Consider the following 14,094-nt stretch of genomic DNA (forward strand, 5'->3'; position numbering starts at 1 on the left):
TTATTTGCTATGCTTTTAACTCAATTCGAACTGGAGCTTCAGGAGGTTGGCATAAATGCCCTCCGGATTCATGGAGAGCATGTCGTGTGAGCCTTGTTCCACAATCTCCCCGCCGTCAATCACCAATATCTTATCTACTTTACGAATAGTTGCTAAGCGGTGGGCAATCACAATGGTAGTGCGGTCCTGCATTAGCACGTCCATGGCCTGCTGCACCAGCTGTTCTGACTCTGAGTCGAGGGCACTGGTGGCTTCATCGAGTATAAGGATGGAAGGGTTCTTCAGAATAGCCCGGGCAATAGCAATACGCTGGCGTTGCCCACCTGATAGCTTAATTCCCCGCTCGCCCACCAGTGTTTCAAAGCCTTCCGGGAAAGAAACAACAAAATCGTAGGCGTTGGCTTTTCGGGCTGCCTCCACAATCTCAGCCTCTGTTGCCTCTGGTCGGCCGTAGGCAATGTTCTCACGGATGGTACCGCCAAACAGCAGTACTTCCTGCGGCACAATGCCAATGTTGCCGCGAAGGGTGGTCAGGTTAATGTCGCGGATGTCTTTCCCGTCCACGGCAATGGCGCCACCAGATACATCGTAGTAGCGCATCAGCAGCTGTGCAATGGTAGACTTGCCGGCACCGCTCGGGCCGACAAGGGCAACCTTTTCACCGGCTCTTACACTAAAGTTAATATCATGCAGCACCTGTACATCGGTGCGGGTAGGGTAGGAGAAAGCCACCTGGCTGTACACAATGTCTCCGTGCAGCCTTGGCACCTCGCTCAGCGCCTTTATGTTTTTGTCGGTTGGTTCTTCCTGCTCCTGCAATATCTCCAGAATGCGCTCCGTAGAACCCAGTGCCGACTGGACTTTACCATAAATCTCACCTAAACCACCTACAGAGGCACCTATAAACACAGTATAAAGCACAAACGAAATCAAATCGCCTGGCTCAATCTCACCGTTGGCCACCAGCGTGGCGCCATACCAGATAACCAGGATAATTCCACCAAACAAGCCAATGATAATGAAGGTGATAAAGGCGCCACGGTAATACGCAGCAGATAATGCTGTGCTCACGGCTTTGCCTAGTGTGGTTCTGTAGCGGGTAACCTCAAACATTTCGTTTGTGAAAGCTTTTACAGTATTAATTGCCTGCAGTGTTTCTTCCACAATTACGTTGGTGTTGGCCAGTTCGTCCTGTGTCTTTTTAGAGAGTATCTTAATTTTGCGGCCAAACACCAATGCCAGTGCCACCAGTACCGGAAAGGTAGCCAGCATAAACAGCGACAGCTTGATTGAAACCCACATAATGATGCCTACGCCAACCAACAAAGTGGTGGTTTGCCTGAAAAGTTCGGCCAGTGTAATGGACATAGCATCCTGCACCTGGGCCACGTCGGTGGTTATGCGACTGGTGATTTCGCCCACACGCCTTTTCTCAAAGAACGAAATTGGAAGCAGCACAAACTTGCTATACAGGTCGCGCCGAATATCGGCCACGGCGTTTTCGCTTACCTGCGCAAAGAAGTATACTCTGAAAAAAGAAAAAATACCCTGTAGTATGATGATAGCAAAGAGGCCCATGGCTATCAGGTTAATGTCCTGAAGCAGCCCCTGCGCATTGCCGATGGAAGAATCCACAAGCTTACCTACCATGTAGGGGAACGCCATAAATGTCAGGCTCGAAAGCACCAGAAAGGCAAGGCCAATGATGAATTTGTACTTGTAGGGAAGAACGTAGCTGAAAATCTGAAGACCACGGCGAAAGCTCTCTTTGCTGATCTTTACCCTTCCTTCTTTATTCTGCTCTCCGCCTGGCCCGAATCCGCGTTTTGCCATTAAAAAAATGCTTAAAAAATGTTACAGAACAGCCTTGGCTATATCATGCTTCAGCTGTGCCGGTGTATCTGTGGTATAACAGTATTTCTGCCTGAATGATGCCACAGTCCTGCAAAATCTTACAAAGGTAAGGATTCTGCTGAACTTTGATAAAGTATGAAGAAACGAACGAAGGTCGTATTTATGCTTTGCAGTAAAGGAGGAGGAACTATTTTCTGTTGTCCCCGCCGTGCATCATGCTGAGGTAGCTTTCGTAGCGGGTGAGGGAGATCTCATTCTGGCGCACGGCACCCACTACCGCACAGCCCGGTTCATTAAAGTGTGTGCAGTTGTTGAAACGGCACTGGTTCATGCGTTCGCGCATCTCCGGGAAAAAGTGGCTTAGCTCCACTGCCGGGATATCCACAATGCCGAGCTCTTTTATACCGGGTGTGTCGATGATGTAGGTTCCGTCGCTTACCTCGAACATCTCGGCAAACGTGGTGGTGTGAACACCTTTATCTGAGAAATCAGAAATCTCAGAAGTCTTCAGCTCCAGGTCTGGCACGAGCCTGTTAATCAGGGTGGATTTTCCTACGCCGGAGTGGCCGGAGAGGAGCGTGGTTTTTCCCTCCAGCAGCGCCTGCACCTCCTCCAGGCCTTCGTTGTCTTTGGCAGACACTGACAGGCTGTTATAGCCAACCTGCTCATACATGTTGCTGATTTGGCGCTGGTAGTCCCGGATGTCCTCGTCATACAGGTCGGTTTTGTTGAAGACGAGGGTGGTGGGAATGTCATAGGCCTCTGCCGTTACCAGAAAACGGTCTATAAAACCAAAGGAGGTGCGGGGCGACACCAGCGTCACTATCAGCAGTGCCTGGTCGAGGTTGGAAGCAATGATGTGGGAGTAGGCTGTTTTATGCGTAGACTGCCGGATGATATAGTTTTCGCGGTCCTCTATCTTGTTGATAACAGCAGTGTCTTCACCGGTTTGTTCAACATCAAACTCCACCCGGTCGCCCACAGCCAATGGGTTGCTGACTTTTAAGTCTTTGTTCTTAAACTTACCGCGCAGGCGGGCACGGTGCATTTTACCTTCTTCGTCGCGCACCAGGTACCAGGATCCTGTCGATTTTACTACTACTCCTTTCATGCCATCTACTTTAGCAGTTGCTGTATGTCGGCCATGATTTTGGCTGTGGCCCCTGCCTGCTGTTTTACGTATCGTTTTTCGTTCTCGGTTATCCTTTGCCTGAAAACAGGAGAGGTATGCACTTTCTCAAATGCCTGCAACAGTTCCTCGGCATTACTTACTGGGAAAGCGCACTCCAGTTCCACAAGCTCTTTTGCCTCCTGAAATTTTTCGTAACGCGGGCCAAAGAACAAGGGCAGTCCAAACACAGCAGCCTCCAGCGTATTGTGCAGGCCTTTGCCAAAGGCTCCCCCAACATAGGCGTATGTGCCGTAGCTGTAGAGTGAAGAAAGCATGCCGATGTTATCAATCACCAGCACATTATAAGCAGCCACATCTCTGACTGTAGCCTGCGAAAAGCGGATGGCGCCTTCTCCTGTCTGCAGCATTACGCCATTAATGCTGCTCTCGTTCACCTCATGCGGTGCAATGATAAACTTCATGCTGCTACGGTACTTCCGGATAAGGGGCAGAAGGACTTCTATGTCGGGGGGCCAGCTACTGCCTATCACAAACACCTGCTGCTGCTGTACAAATGCCTCTACCAGCGGCAGAATTTTAACAGAGGCAGCTGTTTGCTGCACCCTGTCGAAGCGGGTGTCGCCGGCAATGCTTGCCTGGGTCACGTCTATGCTCCGTAGCAGGTTCAGCGACTGCTTATTTTGAGTGTAGATGTGTGTGAAGCGTTTTAATATGTTACTGTAAAACCGGCCATATGGCTTGAAATAAACCTGCTCTTTCCGGAAGATGGCCGAAATGGATAATACCGGAATCTGCTGCGCCTGCAGTTGCTGCAGGTAGTAATGCCAGAACTCATATTTCACAAAGACCGCCAGTTTCGGTTTTACCAGCGCTATGAACCGGGTTGCGTTTTCTTCGCTGTCCAGGGGCAGGTAGAAAACATAATCTGCGCCGCTGTAGTTTTTGCGCACTTCATAACCGGACGGGGAGAAGAAGGTAAGAAGGATTTTAAAGGCTGGAAAAGCTTCTCTGAAAGCTTCAATTACTGGGCGGCCCTGCTCAAACTCACCCAGAGAGGCACAGTGGAACCACACCACCGGCGACTGATTTTCTTTCAGTGCACTTTGTAGGCGCTCAAACTGCTGCTCACGGCCCTCCAGCATGAGTTTTGCCTTTTCATTGAAAGGAGCGGCCAGTGAGACGGCTGTTTTGTAAGCCTTCAGGCCAATGTCGTAGAGTAGCTTCAAATTTAAAGTGGTGTGTTGTACAGCTATGCATAGTTCCGGAAAACAGAATTGGAGCTGTACGCTTTCTGCACGTTATCTACTGCAAATATACGGTATTGGCTTGTTTTCCGGAGGTTTAGTTTTAGAGATAAGTGTGTCTCTATGCTGGTTTTACTTCCTTCTTACCAGGAGAGGTACGGTTACAACAATGTGTAACAGGCTAAACAAGACAGAGCAGCGTGACCAGACTGGCATAGCCGCTATAAAACAGGAAAGCCACTGCAAATGCAGTGGCTTTCCTGTTTTATAGCGGAAGCTGATTAGGCTTGCGTTAATACTGTTACTGGTTTGCTCTGTTTGCAAGGTAAGCAGATACGCCTTCTCTGGTAGCCTGCATTGCTTCTTCACCTTCTTCCCAGTTAGCAGGGCAAACTTCGCCTTTCTCTTCGAAATACTGCAGGGCATCTACCATGCGCAGTGCTTCGTCGATGCTGCGGCCAAGCGGAAGGTCATTTACTACTTGGTGGCGAACCACACCTTCTTTGTCAATCAGGAACAGACCACGGTAAGCAACAGGCTCACCTACAAAAGTAACTTCTCCGTCTTCGTTATAGTCGTAGTGCCCAGCCAGTACATCAAAGTTCTGAGCAATAGTTTTAGCTGCGTCAGCTACAAGCGGGTAAGTAACCCCCTGGATACCACCCTGATCCTGTGGTGTGTTTAACCAGGCGAAGTGAGATACGTGCGTATCGGTAGAGCAGCCCACTACAGCCACGCCCTTACGCTCGAAATCAGCTAATCTGTCCTGGAATGCAAGAATTTCCGTTGGGCATACGAAAGTGAAGTCCATCGGATAGAAGAAGAACAAAACGTGCTTCTTTCCTAGGTACTGCTCCAACGAAAAGTTTTCTTCGAATTCCTCGCCGTTTACTACGGCTGTTGCTTTAAATGAAGGAGCTTTTTTACCTACTAATACTGCCATTATTGAATTGTGTTAAAGTTTAGAAATCTATTTATTTACTCTTGATATACTTATTTGCTTTTCAGGCTCTATTTTATTTCCAGTCAGTTGCACTGCAAAACCTTTGAGCTCGAAGTTAGATAGTCTGCGCTTCCGGAAGAAATCCTGCAGCAATTGCTCTAATTCCTTATCTTCAAAGTCGATTATTTCCTTTGTATTACTACAGTAAATGTGGCTATGAGTCGTTGTGTTGGCATCAAAGCGCTTCCCGCCTTCTTCCGACAGAACCTTTCGAACAAGGTTAGTCTCTGCAAAAGTATCGAGGGTTTTATATACCGTGCCTAAAGAGATGCTGGGGTTCGCTGGCTTCAGGTGAAGGTACACTTCTTCAGCCATCGGGTGTTTTCCGTGCAGATCCATCAGTGCCTCATACACCACAATCCGCTGGTGCGTGGCCTTCAAGCCACACGCCACAATGCGCTCTCGCAGGGTATGTCGGTTTGTGTTATGCATCGGTTGTTAGGAAAACTTCTTAACTAGTAATTTATACTGCAAAGCTAAGGCATAAACATTTTGCCTGCAAATGAGGCAGCGCTTTTAGTGTTAAAACATGATTTAGATTTGGCAAAACTCCCCAAGCCTCACAGCTGCACCGGGTAAGTTACTTCCGCATGTCTCCTTGGGAGGAGTGGGCTTCATTATCTTTACTTTAAAGGCAAAAAAAAAGCCCGTCTTTTCAGGCGGGCAGTAAGTTTTATGATGATGACTCTTAAAGAGCGGCAGATGAGGAGCCGGAATTAACTATACGGAAGTAGAACTGCTGAATTTGTTGAGAAGAGTCAGGTTCAGAAGCCGGAGTGGGATGGGTAGCCTTCAGGCTTCGCGCTTCTACTATCGGTGTTAAATCAGCGGTTTTCAGCATTACGCCAGTAATGAGAAGAGCGAAGAGAAGCATTAGCTTAAAAAAGGATTTAAGGGTAAAAGTTTCAGCAGTTTGCATAGCGGTTGAGGTGGTAAGCTAGCCTATGGTGTAGGCCATTATGTATGCAAAGTAAGCACAAAGTTTTCAGAAAAAAAATTAATATATTAAAGTTTTACAATAAATTCATTTATAAAAATAGTACAATTAACGACTCGCGAATTGATATGTAGTGCGGGTACGCTGCTCTAAAAGTACTTCCTTGTTTTCTAACAGGCTGTTTAAATCCTCTGTGTCATAATTTTTGACAGTGAACAGAGATAAGGCAGTATTATAATGAATATTAAAGGAGTCGCGCAGCCGCTGTAAGAGGCGCTGCAGCCGCTCTTCGTTGTAGTCAGCGCATACAGAGAAAGAGATGGCTGAATTTTGCATAAGGTTTATTTTTATGCGCAGTTCTGACAGGGCATTAAAAATGGTTTCCAGGTTTTTTTCAGAGATGAAGGCAAAATCCTTTACACTGAATGAAATAAGGCACTGGTTTTCTTTGATGATATAAGCAGTAGCCGGCTTCTCAAAACGGCAGTCACATATTTTAGTGCCTTTGCCGGATGGATTCAGGAACGACTTGACGTAGAGTGGAATCTGCTTATTAGCTAGAGGCTTTATCGTTTTGGGGTGGATAACGGAAGCGCCGTAGTATGCCATCTCCACCGTCTCCTGGTATGATATTTCAGGGTAGCAAACGGTGTTTTTAAAATGCTTTGGGTCGGCGTTGAGAAGGCCTTCCACATCTTTCCAGATACACATTTCCACGGCATCAAGGCTGTATGCAAAAATAGCGGCACTATAATCTGAACCTTCACGACCCAGTGTAGTTGTGCCCCCGGTCTCTGTGCCACCCAGAAATCCTTGCGTTACTATTAGTTGTTTATCCAGTAATGGCAGCAAACCTCGCTTTATCAGGCGTTCTGTTAAAGGCCAGTCTACCTTTGCCTCGCGCCAGGTCTCATCTGTCTGAATGTACTTCCGGCTGTCGATCCATATATTCGATAGCCCCTGAGCCAGCAGATAATGGTGAAGTATGGTGGAGGAGAGTAACTCCCCGTAACTCACAATCCGGTCGTAGGCTTGGTCGTAGTTTTCGGTTGGGTTTAGCCGTTGGAGGTCGTTGTGCAGCAGGCGGAACAATTCTTCAATGGATTGAAAAACAAGGTTGTCCGGCTTCTGGAACAGTTCCTGCAACACCTCATTATAGTATGCTTTACTCTGCTGGAAAACTGTCTCGAAATCCTGCTGCTTGATTGCCTGGTCCATTACCTGCTCCAGGGCATTGGTCGTTTTGCCCATGGCAGATACTACCAGTAGCAGTTGCTGTTCACCACCAAACTTTTTTACAATGTTCGCCAGATTTCTAAATGCTCCGGCGTCTTTTACAGAGGCACCACCAAATTTATATACTTTCATGCTGTTATTGCTCTTAGACCTCGAGATAGGTAAAGCCTCTTGCCTAAAGGTAATATTTTGAGGTTATACAGTTCTCATACTTTTTATAAGCATTGGGTTTGGTAGGCAGCAGTCACCATTTTGTGGAGCAGCCTTCCCTTTGCATCCAGAGCGTTTTGCCATGCATCATGGATAGGAAGGCATACCCTACTGTGAAATAGTTGGACTAACAGAAAGCAACAAACAGTATTCTTGCAACAGTCTATTGGCTGTACCTGAAACGGATTTCTGCTTTCTGCAATTCTCTTTTGATAATTAGCCGTGATATGCGTTCAGCAATGATCTCAGGCTCTTCGGCAATCATAGCCTCTTTTACCTTCCTTTCTTCTACATCTATGCGGTAGAGGATGTGCAACAGGCGGTTAAAATCAGAGTACAGCAGTTTTTGTATGAGGTGAGCAAGCTTGTAGTGCAGCGTCTCAAGGTCTTTAGCAGGCAGGTTATCTACTTCAAAAACCTTTTGCAGGTGATTGGTAGCGCTGGTTAGTATGGCTGGCGAATACTGCATGATGATAATGGGTGGCGTTCTACATCTTTTACCTAAAACAAAGAAGCCCTCCTTTGCCGGAGGGCTTCTTTGTTTTAGGCTTGTTCTTCTTTGCCTTCATCAGCCTCTGATTCAGTTGCTGTTTCTTCCTTTTCTTCTGTGAAGCCTACAAAGTCTTTAACAATGTAGTACCAGTTCACCAGTTTTTTCATGTCTGACACATACACGCGCTCCTCATCATATTCTGGTAGCACCTCCGCCAGCAGGTTCTTGTATTCCTCGCTGTCTGGTTTCTCACTGATAGGTAAATCATCCCCGTATTTCTGGTGCATCAGGTCAAAAACCTCTGCAAGTGGCACAGTGCCTTCCTCATCTGTTGTATAGATAGAAATCTCATCCAGCAGCGACATACGGTGACGTGCCTGTGCTACAAGATTCTTGGGATTCTCCTCCAGACTTTCTACAATAACTCCTGTACGGGTAGGTTTTACAACACGGTAAAGGCCGCTCATGCCAGAAATGGCTGCAACTTGTCTTAAATCAATAGGCATAATAAAGAATAAGCTATTATTTGTTATAGTTTAAACATAATCGGGAGGCTGGCATTCAGGCTATAGCCCGGGGCTTTGAATTTAAGTAATTTTGCTACCCGCACGGCTTCTTCGCCTGTGCCGGCACCAGGATTACGCAGTACTTTGAAGTTTGAGGTAGAGCCATCTTCGTTAATATCAAAGCTCACAATACTCTCTCCCTGTACCCGGTTGCGTTTCGCCAGCGCCGGGTACTGAAGCTCTTTGTATATGGCTTCGTACATCTCTTCTTTACCACCTTCGTAGTGCTCTGCCACCGGAAGCACCTTGTCCGGCATCCATACATTTTTTTCTTGTTGGTCCACCGCGGGCTTACTGTCGCTGGTTTGCGCCGTAGCCGTTAAGGTTACAAAGGCAAAGAAAAGAAACAAAATTGAGATTTTGGTTTTCATAAGGGTAAACATTTAAAGTTTCAACTTCACTTGGCTTGCTCCGGCACATGTTTAAATGCATACCTGCTATTCAGGGCGTGTTATTGGTTCTGTACTTGCGCGTTTACTTCTTCTATGAAGTTCAGAATCTCCTCACGGCCTGTTTTCAACTCTGCAGAGGTGCGAAACATCTGCGGCAGCTCATCCCAAGTTTCCCGCAGTTTACGCTGATAAGCAGCTATGGTTGAGTCTGTTTTTGTTGCCGATTGCTTGTCAAGTTTTGTAAATACAATGACAAAAGGCACGCCTAAGGTTCCTAAGTGATTGATAAAATCAAGGTCCTGTTTCAGCGGTTCGTGCCTGGAGTCAATCAGCACAAACACACAGGTCAGGTTCTCGCGCTTCTGAAAGTAATAATTAATCATCTTACGCCAGTTCTCGCGGGATTCTTTGCTTACTTTGGCATATCCATAACCGGGTAAGTCTACGAGGTACCAGCTGTCGTTTATCAGGAAGTGGTTGATGAGCTGCGTCTTGCCTGGCGATGCAGAGGTTTTGGCAAGGCCTTTCTGCTGCGTCAGCATATTTATAAGTGACGACTTGCCCACATTAGACCTTCCGATAAAAGCATATTCCGGCTTGTCCGGTACCGGGCAGTCTTCTACTCGGGTGTTACTCATCAAAAATTTTGCTTCCTTGATTATCATGTTGCAGTAAGTGTTTGCTGTCTCTATTTTTAATACGTGTGATATACCAGACACAGCGCTGAAAATCTTATGCTGCCCCACACCGGCAGGCTTTTAACCAGCTCAAAGGTACTAAATTATTTTCCTATTCGGGGAGGAGGAGCAAACCTTTGGTGCCAGCTCTACTTTGGCATCAGCAGTATTTAATAATATAACGGGTTTGAAGCGGGAACAGTATGTGTCTCTAAAATGGACAGTAGCACCAGGTGGGTTCTGCCAGATTTAGCTGGTCGTTGTCTGCGTATGTTTGCGTTGCAGGCTGTTGAGAGTTCCCTGCTGGCACCCATATAAACTTTGAAATAACTGATGATTGTGCTTAAGGCTCATGAATTGATAGTCAGGTGTCAAAGTGGCTGACCGGGTTCTCCACTACAGAGTGCTGATAACAAGTGACATCCTTCTCATAGAGAAAAATATTTTGCTGTTCCGTAGTCTAGAAAGCAAATAAAAACTTATATAACATTTATTATTTTATATATTTGCTCGTTCAAATTTTTGTTCTTAATATTATACTTAGGGCAGGGGTCTTAACTTGCGAAAGCTTGTAAACATAAGCTTCCAAAACAGCTGGTATAAGCGTTTAAGAATCAATTTATTTACCGGTAAGGCAGAAATTAAATATACTAAATTTGATATTAAACGTATAGAAGCGGGATTGAAGTCTATATTAGTGGTATAATCGGCACATCTGCTTATTCAGTAAACATCAAACCAAATTCAAGCGAAGTATAAAAAGTATAACAAACCCTTTTAACATGAACCACTTAGCCAAATCGTTCTCACGGTTTACTATGCTGCTGGCTTTAATCTGCCTTTTGGCAGCTTCTGCGTCGGCACAAAGCACTAGAAAACAGCTGCGGAAAGCGAACAAATTTTTTGATAGAGAAAATTACAGGGCCGCGCTGCCTCTTTATGAACAAGCGCTGGCTGCTAATCCGAACAATGCCACGGCACTTTATCGGGCGGGTATCAGCTACTTAACTTTCGATAAAGAAAGAGCGGCTGATTACCTGTACCGTGCCCAGGCCATCAAGCCTAACGTAGACAGGGATCTGGAGTACTGGCTGGGTAGGGTAGACCATATCAACTACCGTTTCGACAGCGCGATTGAACACTGGCAGGCTTACCAAAAGACTATACCTAAGCGCAATGAATACCGCCGTGAAGAGGTAGCACAGTTGATACAGCAGGCCCGTAACGCAAAGCGTGAAACGGCTAACCCGAAAGATGTTTTTGTTAAAAACCTTGGAGGTACTGTAAACACGGCTTATTCAGAGCATAGCCCTGTTATTTCTTCTGATTACAACTACCTGCTTTTTACCTCTCGTAGCGCAGCAACAGAAGGCGCCAGAGCGGCAGAGGATGGGGAGTATTTCGAAGATATTTACGAAACAAGCCGCATAAGTGAAGATGAGTGGCAGCCAACACGTGTGGTTTCTGGTGTGCTTAACAGCCCAGGCCACGATGCTTCTATCCAGCTTTTTGATAATGATACTAAATTGTTGCTGTACCAGTCTATCAACAACGGAGACATTATGGTGTCTGAGCGCCAGGCAGATGGCAGTTGGGGAGCACCCAAGAGCATCGGTGACAATATAAACACGGCAGACTTTGAATCAGATGCTTTCATCACACCTGATGGACAAACTCTGTATTACTCCACCAGCCATAACTCTGAGAATGGCGATTTAGATATTTATGTTTCCCGTCGTAACGCCAATGGCACATGGGGTAACCCAAGAAGCTTAGGCCGCTCAATTAACACACCTTACGATGATGATAGCCCTTACATAGATAGCGAAGGATCTCTTTACTTTGCTTCACGTGGCCATAACTCTATGGGTGGCTACGATATCTTCTATGCCAAATACGACTCAGTAGCCAGAAGATGGGCACGTCCGGTGAACCTTGGTTACCCGATTAACACCCCGGATGATGATACTTACTATCGATTGGCACCAGATGGTTCTTATGCCTACTTGTCCTCTTACCGCATTGGTGGTTACGGTGAAAAAGACATCTATACCATCAACTATATTAAAAGTGCTGGGGTTGAAGGGCAGGTGTTTACTAAAGCAGACAGCATCCCTGTTCCAGGTGTAGAGTTGATTTTTAATAGCCAGCAGGCTGATAAGCGACCTATCTCTTATCGTGACGTAACAAAGCCTGATTCTGCTAATTATAGTGTAAGAGTACTCTCCGGTAGACCATACCAGGTGCAGTTGTCATTGGATAACCAGGTGATTGAGACGCAGGAGATTGAAATACCTGTTGTGCTGGATGATAATACAACTATCAGACAAAACTTCTACATCACGCTGTCTGACACTGCAACTGCTACACTTATCGCAAGAGAAGGAACTCGTGGCACCAGATCAACGGCCTTTGCCATGAAGCCGGTGTATTTCGATACTGATGAGTATGAGCTACGCCCTGAATCTATTCAGGAACTCGATAGCATTGCCCGTATCATGAAGGCAAATCCGAACATCAACATCAGCATAGAAGGTCACACAGACTCACGTGCAACGGATGCCTATAACGAGACACTGGGTCAGAACCGTGCGGATGCAGCCTATGACTACCTTGTAAGACAGGGAATTTCTCCGAAGCGCCTTGTGACCGTAACCTACGGAGAGCGCAGACCAGCTGTTCCAAACACTTCTGCTGAGAACATGCAGTTGAACAGAAGAACAGAGTTCAAAGTGTTGCCTCGCCAGGATGATAATGTACAGTAAATAAAGGTCCTTGGGCCAGTTTAAAATACTGCAGAAGCAGGCTGGATAAATATTCAGCCTGCTTTTTTTATATTTCAGTACAGAAACCATGCATTATAGTTTTAGTAGCAGTATTTTTGCCGGAACTATTCTTTACATTTAACCCATGGCGGTAGTACCCTACAAAGACCAGAACGACGACAAGAAGTCTCAGGTAGCCAAGATGTTTAACAACATCGCCGGCAAGTATGACTTCCTGAACCATTTTCTGAGTGCTGGCATTGATATTATCTGGAGAAAGAAAGCAGTTAGCCTTCTTGCTCCAGCAAAGCCCAAACTGGTGCTGGACATTGCCACCGGTACTGCAGATTTTGCTATCGAAACTCTGCGCTTGAATCCCGATAAAATTATTGGTGTCGATATTTCTGAGGGGATGTTAGCAGTAGGCCGTGAAAAGTTGATGAAAAAAGGCCTGGCAAACAAGATAGAACTGCGGTATGGTGATTCAGAAAACCTGCCTTTCGAGGACAATACGTTTGATGCCATTACCGTAGCGTTCGGAGTGCGCAATTTTGAGAACCTGGAGAAAGGTTTGGCAGATATGTACAGGGTACTGAAGCCGGGTGGCACGGCTGTGGTGCTGGAGTTCTCCAATCCCCGCAGTTTCCCCATGAAGCAACTCTATCATTTTTATTCCAGCAACATACTACCACTGGTAGGTAAAATCGTTTCTAAGGACAATGCTGCCTATACCTACCTCCCGGAATCGGTACAGGCATTCCCGGACGGGCAAAATTTTCTTAATATTTATTCAAAAGTCGGATTCAGAAGCACGCAATGGCATTCACTCACATTTGGAATAAGCTCTATTTACATAGGCAAAAAGTAACTGTTACCGGAATACTTGCCCTGCTGCTGCTGAGTGGCGGTGCCGTTCAGGCGCAAAAGATTAGAGACATTAATAAACCGGGATATGATGAAAGGCCGGTGCATTATGGGTTCTACCTTGCCATGCCGCTTACCACGTATAACCTGCAGCACTCACAGCTTTACGCTGACGAGCTTGCTAAGGGGGCGGATATTGCTGTTAATGCGAAACCAGGTCTAGGCTTTTACACCGGCCTGGTACTTAATGTGCGTGTGGCCGATTACCTCGATGCCCGCTTTGTTCCGGGTGTTGGGTTTTACGGCCGTACACTTGCATTCAGTAATGTGGAAACGACAACAGTGGAGACACAGCCTCTCATGAACGAGACTGTGAGCAACACGATGATAGAACTGCCTGTGTTGCTGAAATATAAAGCCAAGCGCCGCTCCAACTTCAGGCCTTATATAGTTGCAGGCGTGAAAACCAGCTACGATTTAGGTAAGGGAAATAATGGTGCAACCAGAGGTGAAATAAATTTAGAGGTAGAAAACTTTGACATTGCGCTGGAATACGGTGTCGGTCTGGATATTTTCTACCCCTACTTTAAGTTCGCACCTGAACTTCGCTTTTCGCATGGCCTCCTAAACCAGCATAAACCTGTGGCCAACAGTACCTATAGCAGTTATATACAGAAACTGACAAACCATAACGTTTCCCTGATTTTCTTCTTTGAATAGC

General features: G+C 46.2%; 14 protein-coding genes. 3 read left to right on the forward strand and 11 right to left on the reverse strand.

Features of this window, described 5'->3' with window-relative positions:
* Nucleotides 1-15 precede the first annotated feature (15 nt).
* From ACYVB1_RS12075 to yihA, 11 genes are all read right to left on the reverse strand, one after another.
* Nucleotides 16-1,833, reverse strand: coding sequence for an ABC transporter ATP-binding protein (locus ACYVB1_RS12075; protein ID WP_460923872.1), 1,818 nt, complete (start codon nt 1,831-1,833; stop codon nt 16-18).
* Nucleotides 1,834-2,041: 208 nt separating this feature from the next.
* Nucleotides 2,042-2,965 carry a ribosome small subunit-dependent GTPase A gene (rsgA, locus tag ACYVB1_RS12080; RefSeq protein WP_460923874.1) on the reverse strand — a complete coding sequence of 308 codons (924 nt, stop codon included), beginning with the start codon at nt 2,963-2,965 and terminating at the stop codon, nt 2,042-2,044.
* A 5-nt stretch (nt 2,966-2,970) separates the two neighbouring features.
* Nucleotides 2,971-4,212 carry a 3-deoxy-D-manno-octulosonic acid transferase gene (locus tag ACYVB1_RS12085; protein WP_460923875.1) on the reverse strand — a complete coding sequence of 414 codons (1,242 nt, stop codon included), beginning with the start codon at nt 4,210-4,212 and terminating at the stop codon, nt 2,971-2,973.
* A gap of 319 nt (nt 4,213-4,531) precedes the next feature.
* The gene (locus tag ACYVB1_RS12090) at nt 4,532-5,173 is read right to left on the reverse strand and encodes a redoxin domain-containing protein (protein WP_460923876.1); all 642 of its coding nucleotides are present in this window, start codon (nt 5,171-5,173) and stop codon (nt 4,532-4,534) included.
* Nucleotides 5,174-5,200: 27 nt separating this feature from the next.
* Entirely contained in the window at nt 5,201-5,665 is a 465-nt protein-coding gene (locus ACYVB1_RS12095) for a Fur family transcriptional regulator (protein ID WP_460923878.1), read from the reverse strand.
* A 256-nt stretch (nt 5,666-5,921) separates the two neighbouring features.
* The gene (locus ACYVB1_RS12100) at nt 5,922-6,152 is read right to left on the reverse strand and encodes a hypothetical protein (RefSeq protein ID WP_460923879.1); all 231 of its coding nucleotides are present in this window, start codon (nt 6,150-6,152) and stop codon (nt 5,922-5,924) included.
* 126 nt (nt 6,153-6,278) lie between these two features.
* Nucleotides 6,279-7,538: an aspartate kinase gene (locus ACYVB1_RS12105; protein ID WP_460923881.1), complete on the reverse strand. Its 1,260-nt coding sequence runs from the start codon at nt 7,536-7,538 to the stop codon at nt 6,279-6,281.
* Nucleotides 7,539-7,779: 241 nt separating this feature from the next.
* Nucleotides 7,780-8,085 (reverse strand): hypothetical protein, encoded by a 306-nt coding sequence (locus tag ACYVB1_RS12110; RefSeq protein WP_460923882.1) that lies wholly within the window; start codon nt 8,083-8,085, stop codon nt 7,780-7,782.
* Nucleotides 8,086-8,159: 74 nt separating this feature from the next.
* Nucleotides 8,160-8,615, reverse strand: a complete 456-nt coding sequence (locus ACYVB1_RS12115) for a DUF5606 family protein (RefSeq protein ID WP_460923883.1) — start codon at nt 8,613-8,615, stop codon at nt 8,160-8,162.
* A gap of 23 nt (nt 8,616-8,638) precedes the next feature.
* Nucleotides 8,639-9,046: an energy transducer TonB gene (locus ACYVB1_RS12120; protein WP_460923884.1), complete on the reverse strand. Its 408-nt coding sequence runs from the start codon at nt 9,044-9,046 to the stop codon at nt 8,639-8,641.
* Nucleotides 9,047-9,126: 80 nt separating this feature from the next.
* Nucleotides 9,127-9,732 carry a ribosome biogenesis GTP-binding protein YihA/YsxC gene (gene yihA, locus ACYVB1_RS12125; RefSeq protein ID WP_460923886.1) on the reverse strand — a complete coding sequence of 202 codons (606 nt, stop codon included), beginning with the start codon at nt 9,730-9,732 and terminating at the stop codon, nt 9,127-9,129.
* Nucleotides 9,733-10,526: 794 nt separating this feature from the next.
* Here yihA and ACYVB1_RS12130 point away from each other — a divergent pair.
* The 3 genes from ACYVB1_RS12130 (at nt 10,527) to porT (ending at nt 14,093) form a co-directional block, all read left to right on the forward strand.
* On the forward strand, nt 10,527-12,509 hold the full coding sequence (locus tag ACYVB1_RS12130) for an OmpA family protein (protein WP_460923887.1): 1,983 nt from the start codon (nt 10,527-10,529) through the stop codon (nt 12,507-12,509).
* A gap of 145 nt (nt 12,510-12,654) precedes the next feature.
* The gene (ubiE, locus tag ACYVB1_RS12135; RefSeq protein ID WP_460923889.1) at nt 12,655-13,377 is read left to right on the forward strand and encodes a bifunctional demethylmenaquinone methyltransferase/2-methoxy-6-polyprenyl-1,4-benzoquinol methylase UbiE; all 723 of its coding nucleotides are present in this window, start codon (nt 12,655-12,657) and stop codon (nt 13,375-13,377) included.
* The gene (gene porT, locus ACYVB1_RS12140; protein WP_460923891.1) at nt 13,326-14,093 is read left to right on the forward strand and encodes a type IX secretion/gliding motility protein PorT/SprT; all 768 of its coding nucleotides are present in this window, start codon (nt 13,326-13,328) and stop codon (nt 14,091-14,093) included. The genes ubiE and porT overlap by 52 nt, the downstream gene beginning before the upstream one ends.
* The last annotated feature ends 1 nt before the right edge of the window (nt 14,094 follow it).

This window comes from Pontibacter brevis, from assembly GCF_054779655.1.

Coding starts and splice junctions, on each gene's coding strand:
- rsgA (WP_460923874.1), bottom strand. CDS start 2,965: ATGAAAGGAGTAGTAGTAAAATCGACAGGATCCTGGTACCTGGTGCGC.
- ACYVB1_RS12095 (WP_460923878.1), bottom strand. CDS start 5,665: ATGCATAACACAAACCGACATACCCTGCGAGAGCGCATTGTGGCGTGT.
- yihA (WP_460923886.1), bottom strand. CDS start 9,732: ATGATAATCAAGGAAGCAAAATTTTTGATGAGTAACACCCGAGTAGAA.
- ACYVB1_RS12090 (WP_460923876.1), bottom strand. CDS start 5,173: ATGGCAGTATTAGTAGGTAAAAAAGCTCCTTCATTTAAAGCAACAGCC.
- ACYVB1_RS12130 (WP_460923887.1), top strand. CDS start 10,527: ATGAACCACTTAGCCAAATCGTTCTCACGGTTTACTATGCTGCTGGCT.
- ACYVB1_RS12115 (WP_460923883.1), bottom strand. CDS start 8,615: ATGCCTATTGATTTAAGACAAGTTGCAGCCATTTCTGGCATGAGCGGC.
- ACYVB1_RS12075 (WP_460923872.1), bottom strand. CDS start 1,833: ATGGCAAAACGCGGATTCGGGCCAGGCGGAGAGCAGAATAAAGAAGGA.
- ACYVB1_RS12105 (WP_460923881.1), bottom strand. CDS start 7,538: ATGAAAGTATATAAATTTGGTGGTGCCTCTGTAAAAGACGCCGGAGCA.
- porT (WP_460923891.1), top strand. CDS start 13,326: ATGGCATTCACTCACATTTGGAATAAGCTCTATTTACATAGGCAAAAA.
- ACYVB1_RS12120 (WP_460923884.1), bottom strand. CDS start 9,046: ATGAAAACCAAAATCTCAATTTTGTTTCTTTTCTTTGCCTTTGTAACC.
- ACYVB1_RS12100 (WP_460923879.1), bottom strand. CDS start 6,152: ATGCAAACTGCTGAAACTTTTACCCTTAAATCCTTTTTTAAGCTAATG.
- ubiE (WP_460923889.1), top strand. CDS start 12,655: ATGGCGGTAGTACCCTACAAAGACCAGAACGACGACAAGAAGTCTCAG.
- ACYVB1_RS12110 (WP_460923882.1), bottom strand. CDS start 8,085: ATGCAGTATTCGCCAGCCATACTAACCAGCGCTACCAATCACCTGCAA.